The following is a 14,153-nucleotide window of genomic DNA, read 5'->3' on the forward strand; positions in this document are numbered from 1 at the left end:
TGGGAGGGGGCTTGCCCCCGATAGCGGTAGGTCAGTTAATGAATAAGTGACTGACACACTGCCATCGGGGGCAAGCCCCCTCCCACATTAGGTTTAGGTTGTTTTCAAGATAGAGAACCCATGTCCCAACCCCTCAGCCAGCCCGCCTACGTCCTGCACAGCCGCGCCTACCGCGAGACCAGCGCCCTGGTGGACTTCCTCACGCCTCAAGGTCGCCTTCGCGCAGTCTTGCGCAGCGCGCGGGGCAAGGCGGGTACCCAGGCGCGGCCGTTCGTGGCCTTGGACGTGGAGTTTCGAGGCAAAGGCGAGCTGAAAAACGTCGGCCGCCTGGAAAGCGTCGGCACCTCGGCCTGGCTCAATGGCGAAGCGTTGTTCAGCGGCCTCTACCTGAACGAACTGCTGATCCGCCTGCTGCCCGCCGAAGACCCGCATCCGGCGGTCTTCGATCACTATGCCGCCACGTTGCTCGCCCTGGCCGAAGGTCGGCCTTTGGAGCCCTTGCTGCGTGCCTTCGAATGGCGCCTGCTCGACGATCTGGGCTACGGCTTCGAACTGGCCAACGACCTGCACGGCGAACCCATCGCCGCCGATGGCATGTATCGCCTGCAAGTGGATGCGGGCCTTGAGCGCGTCTACCTGCTGCAACCCGGCCTGTTCCAGGGCACCGAGTTGCTGGCCATGAGCGAAGCCGACTGGAGCGCCCCCGGTGCCTTGTCCGCCGCCAAGCGCTTGATGCGCCAGGCGCTGGCCGTGCACTTGGGCGGACGGCCGCTGGTCAGTCGCGAGTTGTTTCGAAAGCCCTGACAACCCCGTGTATGCTGTGCAGCGTTTGTTTCCCTATTCAGGAGCGCTTCCGTGACCACCAGCAATCGCATTCTTCTTGGCGTCAACATCGACCACGTCGCTACCCTGCGCCAGGCCCGGGGCACCCGTTACCCTGATCCGGTCAAGGCCGCGCTGGACGCCGAAGAAGCGGGCGCCGACGGCATAACCGTGCACCTGCGCGAAGACCGTCGCCACATCCAGGAGCGTGATGTGCTGCTGCTCAAGGACGTGCTGCAAACCCGCATGAACTTCGAAATGGGCGTCACCGAAGAAATGATGGCCTTCGCCGAGCGCATCCGCCCGGCGCACATCTGCCTGGTGCCGGAAACCCGTCAGGAGCTCACCACCGAAGGCGGCCTGGATGTGGCCGGCCAGGAAGCGCGGATCAAGGCTGCAGTGGATCGCCTGTCGCAGATCGGCAGCGAAGTCTCGCTGTTCATCGACGCCGACGAGCGCCAGATCGAGGCCTCCCGCCGTGTCGGCGCGCCCGCCATCGAACTGCACACCGGCCGTTATGCCGATGCCACCACGCCGACCGAAGTGGCGGATGAGCTGCAGCGCATCATCGACGGTGTCGCGGTGGGCTTGCGTGAAGGCCTGATTGTTAACGCCGGTCACGGCCTGCACTACCACAACGTCGAAGCCGTGGCTGCGATCAAGGGCATCAACGAGTTGAACATCGGTCATGCGCTGGTGGCCCACGCGTTGTTCGTCGGTTTCAAAGGCGCAGTCGCCGAGATGAAAGCGCTGATCCTGGCTGCCGCCAAGGCCTGAGCGAACCCGGTCTTACAAACACTGAAATTCAAAGTGTGGGAGGGGGCTTGCTCCCGATAGCGGTGGTTCAGTTAACACATAAGTGACTGACCCACTGCCATCGGGAGCAAGCCCCCTCCCACAGTTGATATGTGGTGTAGCTCTGACTGTGACCACCCATCAAAGCCTTGAATTCAGCCGTGCGGCAATGCGAAGCCTTACTGTTTAGCCGATGCAGGTGTATCGTATCTGCCCTTTGCAGGCCCTGGGCCTGCGGCAGATACGTGAGGTTGTTGTGTCCCGATCCTTTTCCCGTCGACAAATCCTGGGTGGTCTTGCAGGCCTGGCCGTCGTAGGCGTCGGTGCCGGTGGCGCCTACCGCTACTGGCTGGGGAAAGTCGCCGAGGCCGAGGCCGGGCACGACTACGAACTGATCGCCGCTCCCCTGGACGTAGAGCTGGTACCGGGCCACAAGACCCAAGCCTGGGCCTTCGGCCCGTCGGCGCCTGGCACGGAACTGCGGGTGCGCCAGGGTGAATGGTTGCGGGTGCGCTTTATCAACCACCTGCCGGTCGCCACCACCATCCACTGGCACGGCATCCGCCTGCCGCTGGAAATGGACGGCGTGCCCTACGTCTCTCAATTGCCAGTACTGCCCGGTGAATACTTCGACTACAAATTCCGCGTGCCCGACGCCGGCAGCTACTGGTATCACCCCCATGTGAACAGCAGCGAAGAACTCGGCCGTGGCCTGGTGGGCCCGCTGATCATCGAGGAGCGCGAGCCCACCGGCTTCAAGCACGAACGCACCCTGAGCCTCAAAAGCTGGCATGTGGATGAAGAGGGCGGCTTTGTTGCGTTCAGCATCCCCCGCGAAGCGGCACGAGGCGGTACCGCCGGGCGCTTGTCGACCATCAATGGCGTGTCCCAGGCGGTCATCGACCTGCCAGCCGGGCAGATTACCCGGGTGCGCTTGCTCAACCTCGATAACACCCTGACCTATCGCATCAACATTCCCGACGTTGAAGCGCAGATCTACGCACTGGACGGCAACCCCATCGAACCGCGCCCATTGGGCAAGGAATACTGGCTGGGCCCCGGCATGCGTATCTGCCTGGCGATCAAGGCACCGCCCGCCGGCGAAGAGCTGTCGATCCGCAACGGCCCGGTTCGCCTGGGTACCTTCCGCTCGGTGGCCAACATCGATGCGCCCACTGACTGGCCACCGGCACTGCCCGCCAACCCCATCGCCGAGCCGGACCTGGCCAACGCCGAGAAACTCAACTTCAATTTCGAGTGGGTCGGCACGGTCTCTGTGGATGACGGCAAGCCGCCTAGCCTGTGGCAAATCAACGGCAAGGCCTGGGACATCACCGACAAGACCTGCGCCGACCGCCCCATCGCCAAGCTGGAAAAGGGCAAGAGCTACATTTTCGAATTGAAGAACATGACCCAGTACCAGCACCCGATCCACCTGCACGGCATGAGCTTCAAGGTGATCGCCTCGAACCGCCACAAGGTGATCCCGTATTTCACCGACACCTACCTGCTGGGCAAGAACGAACGCGCCCGCGTGGCGCTGGTAGCGGATAACCCAGGGGTATGGATGTTCCACTGCCATGTGATCGACCACATGGAAACCGGCCTGATGGCCGCCATCGAGGTGGCGTGATGCGCCAGATTCGCCCCGCCGCCATCATCGATCGCAGCCGCGACCAGGACTTCATGCGCGAAGCCCTGGCCCTCGCCGCCCAGGGCGCCGCACTGGGCGAAGTACCCGTTGGCGCAGTGCTGGTGCAAAACGGTGAAATCATCGGTCGCGGCTTCAACTGCCCCATCAGCGGCAACGACCCCAGCGCCCATGCCGAGATGGTCGCCATCCGCAATGCCGCGCAAGCCATCAGCAATTACCGGCTGGTGGGCAGCACGCTGTATGTGACGCTGGAGCCGTGCAGCATGTGCGCCGGGTTGATCGTGCACTCACGGGTGGCGCGGGTGGTGTATGGCGCGCTGGAGCCCAAGGCGGGGATAGTGCAGAGCCAGGGGCAGTTTTTTACCCAGGGGTTTTTGAATCACAAGGTGTTGTTTGAAGGTGGGGTGTTGGCTGAGGAATGCGGCACAGTCCTGAGCGAATTCTTCAAGGCCCGCCGGGCCAAGCCACCCCTCTAAAGAACACTGGAGATCAAATGTGGGAGCAAGCCCCCTCCCACATTTTGATCTCTGTTTCTTCAGGGAGACTCACCGCTACTTCTTGGCGATGATCACCGCTCGCATCGGCGCCGGCAGGCCCTCGATGGTTTTGCTATGGTCTTCTGGGTCAAGGAAATCGCTGAGGGACTGATACTTCATCCACTGCGTCCCACGTTGTTCCTCGACGGTCGTCACGCTCACATCCACACAGCGCACATCACTGAACCCGGCGCGGCGCAGCCACAGCATCAGCGCTGGCACCGAAGGCAGGAACCACACGTTGCGCATCTGCGCGTAACGGTCTTCCGGCACCAGCACTTGCTGCTGATCGCCTTCCACCACCAGGGTTTCCAACACCAGTTCGCCACCTTTGACCAGGGTGTCCTTCAGCGCCAGCAAATGCTCGATGGGCGAACGTCGGTGGTAGAACACCCCCATGGAGAACACCGTATCAAAGCCTTCCAGATTGGCCGGCAGGTCTTCAAACGGGAAGGGCAGGTGCCAAGCCTTGGGCTCGGACAGGTAGCGCTGCACCGCCTGGAACTGGCAGAAGAACAACCAGTTCGGGTCCACGCCAATCACGCTGTCAGCGCCAGCACCAAGCATGCGCCACATGTAGTAACCGTTGCCGCAGCCCACATCGAGGATACGCTTGCCCTTGAGGTTCAAATGCGGCGCAACGCGGGACCACTTCCAGTCCGAACGCCATTCGGTGTCCACATGCACGCCGAATAAATTGAACGGGCCTTTGCGCCACGGGCTCAGGCCCATCAGCGCAGTGTGCATTTGAGCACGGGTGGCATCGTCGCAATCGGTGTCGAGGGTCAGGCCGTTGAGCAAGTCCACTTCGCTGGGTTGGATCTTCGGCAGCGCATCCAACGCACTCTGCCAGCGCTCCAGGTCGCCATGACCTTTCTCCATCTTGCTATCGAGTTGCGCTTGCAGACCCTGGGCCCACACGGCCAGGGGAGTGCCGACCAAGTGGCGGGCGAGGGGGGACAGATCAATCATGGCAAGGCAATCAACGAGGCAAAGTTAAGACACTGGAACCACGGCACGACCTTCGAGAACCCGGCGGCCAGCAGGCGTTCGCGGTGTTCTTCGAGGCTGTCGGGTTTCATGACGTTTTCGATGGCGCTGCGCTTCTGGGCAATTTCCAGTTCGCTATAGCCATTGGCGCGTTTGAACGCGATGTGCAGATCGGTGAGCAGGGCGTGTTCTTCGGGGTCATTGAAGCGCAGTTTTTCCGAGAGGATCAACGCCCCGCCCGGCAACAGCGACTGGCGGATACGCGCGAGCAACCCAAGGCGCTCATCAGGCGCAATGAATTGCAGGGTAAAGTTCAGCGCCACCACCGAGGCCGGCTGGAACTGCAGCGCGAGGATATCGCCCTCGACGACTTCGACCGGCAGCAACTCCTGGAACATCGAGTCCTGGCCATTGAGGTATTCGCGGCAGCGCTCGACCATCGCTGCCGAGTTGTCCACCGCGATCACCCGGCAACCGTCGGTGCGCACATGGCGGCGCAGGGCCTGGGTGACCGCTCCCAGGGACGAACCCAGGTCGTACAGCACGCTATTGGGCTGGGCAAACTGCGCCGCCAGCACCCCGAGGTTCTCGACGATGGTGGGGTAACCGGGCACCGAGCGCTTGATCATGTCCGGGAACACCCGCACCACGTCCTCGTTAAAGACGAAGTCCGGCACCTGGGGCAGGGGCTGGGCGAATAGGCGATCGGGTTCTTTGCTCACGGTTGTTCCGGCATTGATGGGGAAAAGGCCGGCATTTTAGCCAAGTTGGCCCTCGTGTGCGCGGGTTGTCTGATAAACCGTGGTGGGGCAGTCGCTATTGTTCACCGCCCCGGCGGGTTGGCCGGGGGCAGTGGAGACCCTTGTCATTTGTTTGTTGGCGGCTTCATTTGAATATGAAAAACACCGTCAACGACAATTTTGTCTCTTGGCGCAAAGATGTTTGTTGCATCGAAGTTGAAATGGCCGTTGTAGAGTTCATTTTGATGGTCGAAGTCGATGCCCACCTGTCCGATCATCGTTACATAGTGCGAGGGTGCAGTCTGTCCACCGGCGATGAGTGCGCGAATCGGACCGCCTGGAAAGTTGTACGTGCCATTCTGTATATCGGGGTCCATATCAATTTGGATGATACGCAGGACGCTGGCTGAGCCGTCATCTACACCGACGACTCTTATCAGTACATCGTCTTTATTCAGATAAACCGTATCTGCAACGAAATTCTCGACACCGTTGACGGATGCCGTGAATGTTCCTTGTACTTTCTGCAAAGCTTTACGGGTGCTCATGATCGAATCCTCATGACCCATTCGCCCACCTGATTGTGTGCGTTGTCGTTGAACGATAGAGACAACCACCCCATGTGCGTAACTGTCAGATATACCAGTTCTATAGACATTTTTATTCTAGAAAACCCCCGCTTATTAATTGATGAGCGGTAACCTGTTAATTCTGACAGTAGACGCTCTTTCTGATCAGGCCTAGATTGAAATGAGCCATTTTTCGAGGAATGGGTCATGAGTCTAAAATTGACGGTTATAGATAACAAAGCGCTGAAATCGCTTTTGACAAAAATGGACAAGGACAAGAACTTTGATATTAAGGAGTTCATCCAGTTACGGGACTTCGCCGACACTGCAATCGATAGCCTTCCATTGTTGGCGATCAAGGACAACCTGCGTGTGGAGCGCAACGCGGCGGATATTTTTGTAGACGGCTTGAAGATGCTGGTCCTGGAGCTGCGACGCCTGGACTTTGGCGTACCTGACAAGGACCCGGCGAAAGAAGCCCAAAAAGAAGTCCAGAAGGCCGCGATACGTCACTCTATCGAGAGCCAGATTGCTTACATGCTCCAAAGCTACAACTTTCTTTTCGGCAAGTTGTAAGTCACACCTGATCAACGGGGGGCGCGCTGGCCAAACGCCGAAGCCGTGATGCCCCACTGGCCCAGCCAGTAAGTGGCGATCAACAGGTAGGGCGCCGCATCGAACGCCACTACAAATCGGTTGATGCCGATCAGCGTGTCGGAAAACACAAACGACGACGCGCCCGCCGCCGCCAATAGTGCTGAACGCTTCGGCACCTCGCTGCCCAGCCGCGCCAGTGCGCGCCACAGCATCGCGCTGATTACCAGCGCGTACACCACCACCGGAATCAGCAGATCGCCGAGGCCATGGGAGATCAGGATGCTCAGCAGCACAGCCCCGACCCCCAATGCCAGTAACAGCGGCAGTAATGCCAACCGGCGGCAGTCGCTGAAATAAGCTTTCAAATACGCCAGGTGCGCAAATAGGAAAGCGCCAAGGCCGAAGATAAACAGGTCGCCCGGCCAGGCGAGCAGCACATCGCCCACCACGGAAAAAATCAGCCCCAGGCTGATCCAGCGTCGATAGTCAGTAGGCGGCGCATCATGCAACCAACCCAGCAGCGCCAGTACCGGCAACGGTTTCACCAGCAGGCACAGCAGCGTGGCATGGAGGGTCAGGCCGTAGATAAAGGTGCCTGCGCCCATCAATGCAAGGATCAGCCAGGGCATTTCAGTTCACCGTAATGGTGCAGTCGAAGGTGTCGGCGGGTTCGGCTTCGGGCTCCCAGGGTTGTTGGGAGGTCAGGCGTAAACGCCCCTGGCCCTGGGCAAATGCCTGGAAGCGCCAGGTGGACTGACCGCCGCCACCGATCACACCGGATTCGGCGCTGCTGTAGACCTCGGGGCTCAACGCGCGCAGCACGCCGCCGGCGGAGTCCTGGATGGCCCAGCGGTAGCCGGTGGTGGGGTTGCTGGGCAGGCTGAGAATCAGGTTCTGGCCGGATGTAAGCGCAAGCGGGCAGGCGCTCTGGGTGTCCACGGTGACGTTTTGCTTCGGCGCGCTGGCGCACGCGGCCAGCAGGGCAAGGCTCAAGGGGAGAAGCAGACGGGCAGCGGTCATGGGGGCTCCGTTCATTTACGACGAAGGGCGAGCATAACCGAAGATGAGACAAGGTGTGACAGGGTGGGTTTTTGGGTTGGCGGGTCTGGCCTCTTCGCGAGCAAGCCCGCTCCCACATCTGACCGCGTTCCAAAGGATGTACTCGGTCAAATGTGGGAGCGGGCTTGCTCGCGAAAGGGCCCGCCCAGGCACTACAGAACTATCAGAAAAGCACCTTGGCCACATCCGCAAAGCGCTTGGCAAAGTGCACGGTCATGCCTTCCTTCAAGTAGTCGGGCAGCTCTTCATAACTACCCCGGTTCGGCTCAGGCAGGATCAGCTCGTGAATCTTCTGGCGACGCGCCGCGATTACCTTTTCACGCACCCCGCCAATCGGCAGCACATGCCCGGTCAGCGTCAGCTCGCCGGTCATGGCCACGCCTTTTTTCGGCGGTTGGTTACGCGCCAGTGACAACAGCGCACTGGCCATGGTCACGCCGGCGCTGGGGCCGTCCTTCGGCGTGGCGCCTTCCGGTACGTGCAGGTGCACGAAGGCTTCGTCGAAGAACTTCGCGTCACCACCAAACGACTTCAGGTTTGAACTGATGTAGCTGTAGGCAATTTCGGCAGACTCCTTCATCACCTCACCCAACTGCCCGGTGAGCTTGAAGCCTCGGTTTAGCGTATGAATACGCGTCGCTTCGATCGGCAAGGTGGCGCCGCCCATGCTGGTCCATGCCAGGCCCGTGATCACACCGGTGCCGGACAGCACTTGCTCATTGCGAAATACCGGCATGCCCAAGGAGCTTTCCAGGTCCTTGTTGCCGATCTTGATCACCGAGTTCGGCTCATCCAGCAACTTGACCACCGCCTTGCGCACCAGTTTGCCCAGCTGTTTCTCCAACTGGCGCACCCCGGCTTCCCGCGCATAGCCATCGATCAAGGCGCGCAGGGCGCCGTCGCTGATGGTCAGGCTGGTTTTCGCCACGCCGGCTTTTTCCAGTTGTTTGGGCCACAGGTGGCGCTTGGCGATGGCGACTTTTTCTTCGGTGATGTAGCCCGACAGGCGAATCACTTCCATCCGGTCCAGCAATGGGCCGGGGATGGAGTCCAGGGTGTTGGCGGTGCACACGAACAGCACTTTGGACAGGTCCAGGCGCAGGTCCAGGTAGTGGTCCAGGAACTCAACGTTCTGTTCCGGATCGAGGGTTTCCAGCAAGGCCGACGCCGGGTCGCCCTGGAAGCTCTGGCCCATCTTGTCGATCTCGTCGAGCATGATCACCGGGTTCATCACTTCCACATCTTTAAGCGCCTGCACCAGCTTGCCCGGCAGGGCGCCGATGTAGGTGCGGCGATGGCCCTTGATCTCAGCTTCATCGCGCATGCCGCCGACGCTGAACCGATAGAACGGCCGCCCCAGGGACTCGGCGATGGATTTGCCTACGCTGGTCTTGCCCACGCCCGGCGGGCCGACCAACAAGACGATGGAGCCTGCGACTTCGCCTTTGTAGGCGCCCACCGCCAGGAATTCGAGAATGCGGCTCTTGATGTCGTCCAGGCCCGCATGGTGTTTGTCCAGCACCTTGCGCGCGTGCTTGAGGTCGAGCTTGTCTTCGCCATACACGCCCCACGGCACCGAGGTGGCCCAGTCAAGATAGTTGCGTGTGACCGCGTATTCCGGCGAGCCGGTTTCCAGGATCGACAGTTTGTTCAGTTCTTCATCGATGCGCTTTTGCGCCTGGGCTGGCAGCGTCTTGCCTTCGAGACGTTGCTCGAACTGCTCGACATCCGCACTGCGGTCGTCCTTGGTCAGGCCCAGTTCCTGCTGGATGACCTTGAGCTGTTCCTTGAGGAAAAACTCGCGCTGATGCTCGCCGATCTTGCGGTTCACCTCGGCGGAGAGTTCTTTTTGCAGGCGCGCCACTTCAACCTCTTTGCGCAGCATGGGCAGCACTTTTTCCATGCGCTTGAGCATGGGCACGCAGTCCAGCACTTCCTGCAACTCGTTACCGGTAGCCGACGTCAACGCGGCGGCGAAGTCGGTGAGGGGCGACGGGTCGTTGGGGCTGAAGCGGTTGAGGTAGTTCTTCAACTCTTCGCTGTACAGCGGGTTGAGCGGCAGCAGTTCCTTGATCGCATTGATCAGCGCCATGCCGTAGGCCTTCACCTCATCGGTGGGCTCGGAGGGCTGGTGCGGGTATTCGACTTCCACCAGGTACGGTGGGCGGTGGTGCTTGAGCCAGGTCTTGATGCGTACGCGGGTCAGGCCCTGGGCCACGAATTGCAGCTTGCCGTTTTCACGGCTGGCGTGATGCACCTTCACCAGGGTGCCATACAGCGGCAGGGCGGAGGTGTCGAAGTGGCGTGGGTCTTCGGGCGGGGTTTCCATGAAGAACAGGGCAAGGGAGTGGTGCTCGGATTTGCTCACCAGCTCCAGGGTCTCGGCCCACGGCTCTTCGTTGACGATCACCGGCAGCACTTGGGCCGGAAAGAAGGGCCGGTTGTGGATCGGGATGATGTAGACCTTGTCCGGCAGGTTCTGCCCTGGCAGGGCCAAGCCGGTGTTGGACGAAGGGTGTTCAGCGTTTTCGGGATCGGCGTAGTCGTTCAGGTCGTAATCGGGGACGGCTTGCTGGTCGCTCATGGGGCACCTGCATAAGGAAGTATGGAGGTTAGATGGGGCGGGGCAGCGGTGGTTTCAATGGTGGGGGTGAGATAGCAACATATTGCACAAAATTTCCGGGATGTCCCCAATCCAAATGTGGGAGGGGGCTTGCTCCCGATGGCGGTGTGTCAGTCAGCACATTCATGACTGATACACCGCCATCGGGAGCAAGCCCCCTCCCACCTTTTGAATTGTGTTGAGTCAGCTGATTTTGTGCAGGTAACTGGGCAAGGGTTGTTCCGGCAACACCGACAACACCTTCAACCGCTGCAACATCCGCTGCCTGGCCCGCTGCAAATGCTCGCGAAGGTTGAGCGCCGCCGCATCAAACGCCCCATGCAACAACAACTCCAGAATCAACCGATGTTCGGCCAACATCGCAGGATCTGCACCGATCCCCAGTAACCGGTAGAAAATCCGGCTGATGATCATCGGGCTCTGGCCCTGGCGAATCAGTGCCGCGATCTTGCGGTTTTGCAGGCCGGCCAGGCAGCGTTGGTGCAAGTCCTCTTCGATCTGTTCGATGGCTTCCAGGCTGCAGTGGGGGCTGTCCTGTGCATCCAGTACCCGTTGCAGCATGGCTTGGAGCAACTCGCGGTCCAGGTTCGGCGCGCTCTGGCGCAGGGCCTCGGGTTCCAGGCAGGCGCGCAGTTCGTAGTCTTCGGTCACTTCCCGTGCGGTCAATGGGCCGGCCAGCCATTGGGAGTAGGGCTCTTTTTCTACCAGGCCGCGGTCGCGCAGGCGCATCAGCGCTTCACGCACCACGGCGCGGCTGACGCCGTAGTGGTCGGCGGCGGCCTGTTCATCCAGGCGGTAATGGCCGAAGGCAATGCAGGTGGACAGCGCTGCGCCGATCTCCTCGACGATACGTTCCCCCAGTGGCCGGGTGTCCACCAGCTCATCTTCCCCGTTCAGGCCCAGGTGCGCGTGGCTCAGGGGCAGGCGCAGCGGCTCCATGGCCAGGCCTTCGGGATTGATCAGATAACCCCGGCCGTCGAAGCGGCAAATCAGCCCTTCGGCATGCAGCAGGTCCAGGGCCTTGCGCACTGGCACGCGGCTGGTGCCGAACAATTCGGCCAACGGTGCTTCCAGCAACACCAGGCCGTGGCGGGCGGTGCCGTTGACGATCGCATCACGCAATACCTGGTGAATCATCGCGTAACGGGAGGCCGAGGCGGACACTGCTTTCATCGCTTTCTCAGGGTGTTGTAGGACGGTGGCCGGGGATTCTCTCATAAGTTGCGCCTGTCACCTTGCGCCACAGCAGTGGCACTTTTTTGGGGCTCTGAATGTAGGAATGTTACTTTTCTGCACCAAAATGTACTTATTTGTAAAAGATACATTATTTCATTGAAGGCGTTTCCCGGTGGCCGCGCAAGATTTTTTTCCGCCCATCAAAACCATCTATCCCGTAGCTCTAGCCGAAAAAGCACAAGCCAGTCCAAAGCCGCTCATAAAGACTGGCACGAAAGCTGCCTTTGTAAAATGTACATTTTATTAATATGTACGTTTTGTGAGGGTCATCCTGATGACGGACGCCACTTCAATGGCCGAGGATTTCGCCAGCGGTCGCAGCGACCCGGTGCAAGCCCTCGAACAGGCACTCGCCCAAGTCGATCAGTCGGCAAGCGTGTTCATCTCCCTGACCGCCGAGCGCGCCCGTCGTGAAGCCCAGGCCAGCGCCGCCCGCTGGCGCGCGTGCCAGCCATTGAGCACGCTGGATGGTGTGCCCCTGGCCTGGAAAGACCTGTTCGACGTGGCCGGCAGCGTCACCACCGCGGGCGCCGCTTACCGGCGCAACGCCCCTGCCGCCTTGCTCGATGCCCCCAGCGTCGGCCTGTTGTGCCGCGCCGGCATGGTCAGCGTGGGCAAGACCAACCTCAGTGAACTGGCGTATTCCGGCCTGGGCCTGAACCCGCATTTCGGTACGCCCCACAACCCCCATGGCAGCGACCAGCCGCGTATTCCCGGTGGCTCGTCGTCCGGTTCCGCAGTGGCCGTCGCGGCCGGGATCGTGCCCATTGCCATGGGCACCGACACCGCCGGCTCCATCCGCATTCCAGCAGCGTTCAACGGCCTGGTGGGCTACCGCAGCAGCAGCCGACGCTACAGCCGCGACGGCGTATTCCCCCTGGCCCACACCCTCGACAGCCTCGGTCCGTTGACCCGCAGCGTGCGCGATGCCCTGGCCATCGACGACCTGCTCCATGGCCGCCGCCAGAGCCACACCGCCCGCAGCCTCAAAGGCCAGCGCTTTGTACTGGCGCAGCAGGACGTGGAACCCGCCGTGGGCAACAACCTGCTGCGTGCCGTTGAACAATTGAAGGCCCAGGGCGCGTTGATCGAAGAGCGTGAATGCGCGCCTTTCCAAGCCACTCTTGAGCTGATCAAACACCACGGCTGGCTCGGCGCCTTCGAAGCCTTCGCCCTGCACCAAACCCTGCTCGACAGCCCCGACGCTGAGCAACTAGACCCCCGCGTACGCCGCCGCCTCGAAGCGGCGCGCGCGTTGCCCGCCAGCCAATTGCTGCACCTGCTCGACGCCCGCCGTCGCCTGCAACAGCAACTGGTGGACGACCTCGACGGCGCCATCCTGATGACCCCCACTGTCGCCCACGTCGCGCCCGCCCTGGCGCCGCTGGAGGCCGACGATGATCTCTTCGTCAAAACCAACCTCGCCACCCTGCGCCTGACCATGCCCGGCAGTTTGCTGGACATGCCCGGCGTGACCTTGCCCAGCGGCCGCGATGCCCAGGGCCTGCCCACCGGGCTGCTGCTCAGCGCCCCGGTGGGGGAAGACGCGCGCCTGCTGCGCGCCGCGTTGTCCGTCGAATCCGTACTTAACGTTTAAGGAGACACACCATGGCTAAAGACATCCTCTGTGCATTTGGCGTTGACGTTGACGCCGTCGCCGGCTGGCTCGGTTCCTACGGCGGCGAAGACTCGCCGGACGACATCTCCCGCGGCCTGTTCGCCGGTGAAATCGGCGCGCCGCGCCTGCTCAAACTGTTCGAGCGCTACGGCCTGCGCACCACCTGGTTTATCCCCGGCCACTCGATGGAAACCTTCCCCGAGCAGATGAAAGCCGTGGCCGACGCCGGCCATGAAATCGGCGTGCACGGCTATAGCCACGAAAACCCCATCGCGATGACTGCCGAGCAGGAAGAGATCGTGCTCGACAAGTCCATCGAGCTGATCACCCAAGTCACCGGCAAGCGCCCCACCGGCTACGTGGCGCCGTGGTGGGAGTTCAGCAAGGTCACCAACGAGCTGCTGCTGAAAAAGGGCATCAAGTACGACCACAGCCTGATGCACAACGACTTCCACCCCTACTACGTGCGCAAGGGTGACACCTGGACCAAGATCGACTACAGCCAGCACCCCGACACCTGGATGAAACCCCTGGTGCGTGGCGAAGAAACCGACCTGGTGGAGATCCCGGCCAACTGGTACCTGGACGACCTGCCGCCGATGATGTTCATCAAGAAAGCCCCCAACAGCCACGGCTTCGTGAACCCGCGCCACCTGGAAGAAATGTGGCGCGACCAGTTCGACTGGGTCTACCGCGAACACGAACACGCGGTGTTCACCATGACCATCCACCCCGACGTGTCCGGCCGCCCGCAAGTGCTGCTGATGCTGGAGCGGTTGATCGAACACATCCAGAGCCATGCCGGCGTGCGCTTCGTCACTTTTGACGAAATCGCCGATGACTTTATCCGCCGCCAACCGCGTACCTGACACCCCCCTGTAGGAGCGGGCTTGTCCGCGAAAATCGTTAACGAT

General features: G+C 61.1%; 14 protein-coding genes. 7 read left to right on the plus strand and 7 right to left on the minus strand.

What is annotated here, in order from left to right; all coding sequences use genetic code 11:
- The first annotated feature begins 120 nt into the window (after nt 1-120).
- The 4 genes from recO (at nt 121) to tadA (ending at nt 3,747) form a co-directional block, all read left to right on the plus strand.
- Nucleotides 121-804 (plus strand): DNA repair protein RecO, encoded by a 684-nt coding sequence (gene recO / locus DYL59_RS01620; RefSeq protein ID WP_135287579.1) that lies wholly within the window; start codon nt 121-123, stop codon nt 802-804.
- 51 nt (nt 805-855) lie between these two features.
- The gene (pdxJ, locus tag DYL59_RS01625; RefSeq protein ID WP_135287580.1) at nt 856-1,599 is read left to right on the plus strand and encodes a pyridoxine 5'-phosphate synthase; all 744 of its coding nucleotides are present in this window, start codon (nt 856-858) and stop codon (nt 1,597-1,599) included.
- A gap of 274 nt (nt 1,600-1,873) precedes the next feature.
- Entirely contained in the window at nt 1,874-3,250 is a 1,377-nt protein-coding gene (locus tag DYL59_RS01630; RefSeq protein ID WP_135287581.1) for a multicopper oxidase family protein, read from the plus strand.
- Entirely contained in the window at nt 3,250-3,747 is a 498-nt protein-coding gene (gene tadA, locus DYL59_RS01635; protein WP_135287582.1) for a tRNA adenosine(34) deaminase TadA, read from the plus strand. Before DYL59_RS01630 ends, tadA begins: the two co-directional genes overlap by 1 nt.
- 75 nt (nt 3,748-3,822) lie before the next feature.
- Here tadA and cmoB read toward each other — a convergent pair whose 3' ends face one another.
- From cmoB to DYL59_RS01650, 3 genes are all read right to left on the minus strand, one after another.
- Nucleotides 3,823-4,779 (minus strand): tRNA 5-methoxyuridine(34)/uridine 5-oxyacetic acid(34) synthase CmoB, encoded by a 957-nt coding sequence (cmoB, locus tag DYL59_RS01640; protein WP_135287583.1) that lies wholly within the window; start codon nt 4,777-4,779, stop codon nt 3,823-3,825.
- Nucleotides 4,776-5,519, minus strand: a complete 744-nt coding sequence (gene cmoA / locus DYL59_RS01645; RefSeq protein WP_135287584.1) for a carboxy-S-adenosyl-L-methionine synthase CmoA — start codon at nt 5,517-5,519, stop codon at nt 4,776-4,778. The genes cmoB and cmoA overlap by 4 nt, the downstream gene beginning before the upstream one ends.
- 143 nt (nt 5,520-5,662) lie before the next feature.
- Nucleotides 5,663-6,085 carry a hypothetical protein gene (locus DYL59_RS01650; protein WP_135287585.1) on the minus strand — a complete coding sequence of 141 codons (423 nt, stop codon included), beginning with the start codon at nt 6,083-6,085 and terminating at the stop codon, nt 5,663-5,665.
- Between the two features lie 228 nt (nt 6,086-6,313).
- Between DYL59_RS01650 and DYL59_RS01655 the strand changes: the two genes are divergently transcribed.
- Nucleotides 6,314-6,682, plus strand: coding sequence for a hypothetical protein (locus DYL59_RS01655; RefSeq protein WP_135287586.1), 369 nt, complete (start codon nt 6,314-6,316; stop codon nt 6,680-6,682).
- Nucleotides 6,683-6,693: 11 nt separating this feature from the next.
- Here DYL59_RS01655 and DYL59_RS01660 read toward each other — a convergent pair whose 3' ends face one another.
- The 4 genes from DYL59_RS01660 to DYL59_RS01675 all read right to left on the minus strand — a co-directional run bounded on the left by DYL59_RS01660 (nt 6,694) and on the right by DYL59_RS01675 (nt 11,558).
- A complete protein-coding gene (locus DYL59_RS01660; protein WP_135287587.1) occupies nt 6,694-7,332 on the minus strand; it encodes a lysoplasmalogenase in 639 nt (212 codons plus the stop codon).
- 1 nt (nt 7,333) lies between these two features.
- Nucleotides 7,334-7,723: a protease inhibitor I42 family protein gene (locus tag DYL59_RS01665; RefSeq protein ID WP_135287588.1), complete on the minus strand. Its 390-nt coding sequence runs from the start codon at nt 7,721-7,723 to the stop codon at nt 7,334-7,336.
- 202 nt (nt 7,724-7,925) lie between these two features.
- Nucleotides 7,926-10,346 carry an endopeptidase La gene (lon, locus tag DYL59_RS01670; protein ID WP_135287589.1) on the minus strand — a complete coding sequence of 807 codons (2,421 nt, stop codon included), beginning with the start codon at nt 10,344-10,346 and terminating at the stop codon, nt 7,926-7,928.
- 222 nt (nt 10,347-10,568) lie between these two features.
- Nucleotides 10,569-11,558, minus strand: a complete 990-nt coding sequence (locus DYL59_RS01675) for a GntR family transcriptional regulator (protein WP_135287590.1) — start codon at nt 11,556-11,558, stop codon at nt 10,569-10,571.
- A gap of 337 nt (nt 11,559-11,895) precedes the next feature.
- Here DYL59_RS01675 and DYL59_RS01680 point away from each other — a divergent pair, with 337 nt between their 5' ends.
- Nucleotides 11,896-13,218 carry an amidase gene (locus DYL59_RS01680; RefSeq protein WP_135287591.1) on the plus strand — a complete coding sequence of 441 codons (1,323 nt, stop codon included), beginning with the start codon at nt 11,896-11,898 and terminating at the stop codon, nt 13,216-13,218.
- A gap of 11 nt (nt 13,219-13,229) precedes the next feature.
- The gene (locus DYL59_RS01685) at nt 13,230-14,108 is read left to right on the plus strand and encodes a polysaccharide deacetylase family protein (protein ID WP_003210406.1); all 879 of its coding nucleotides are present in this window, start codon (nt 13,230-13,232) and stop codon (nt 14,106-14,108) included.
- The last annotated feature ends 45 nt before the right edge of the window (nt 14,109-14,153 follow it).

Origin of the sequence: Pseudomonas kairouanensis, assembly GCF_004682055.1 — a bacterium.
GTDB classification, from domain to species: domain Bacteria; phylum Pseudomonadota; class Gammaproteobacteria; order Pseudomonadales; family Pseudomonadaceae; genus Aquipseudomonas; species Aquipseudomonas kairouanensis.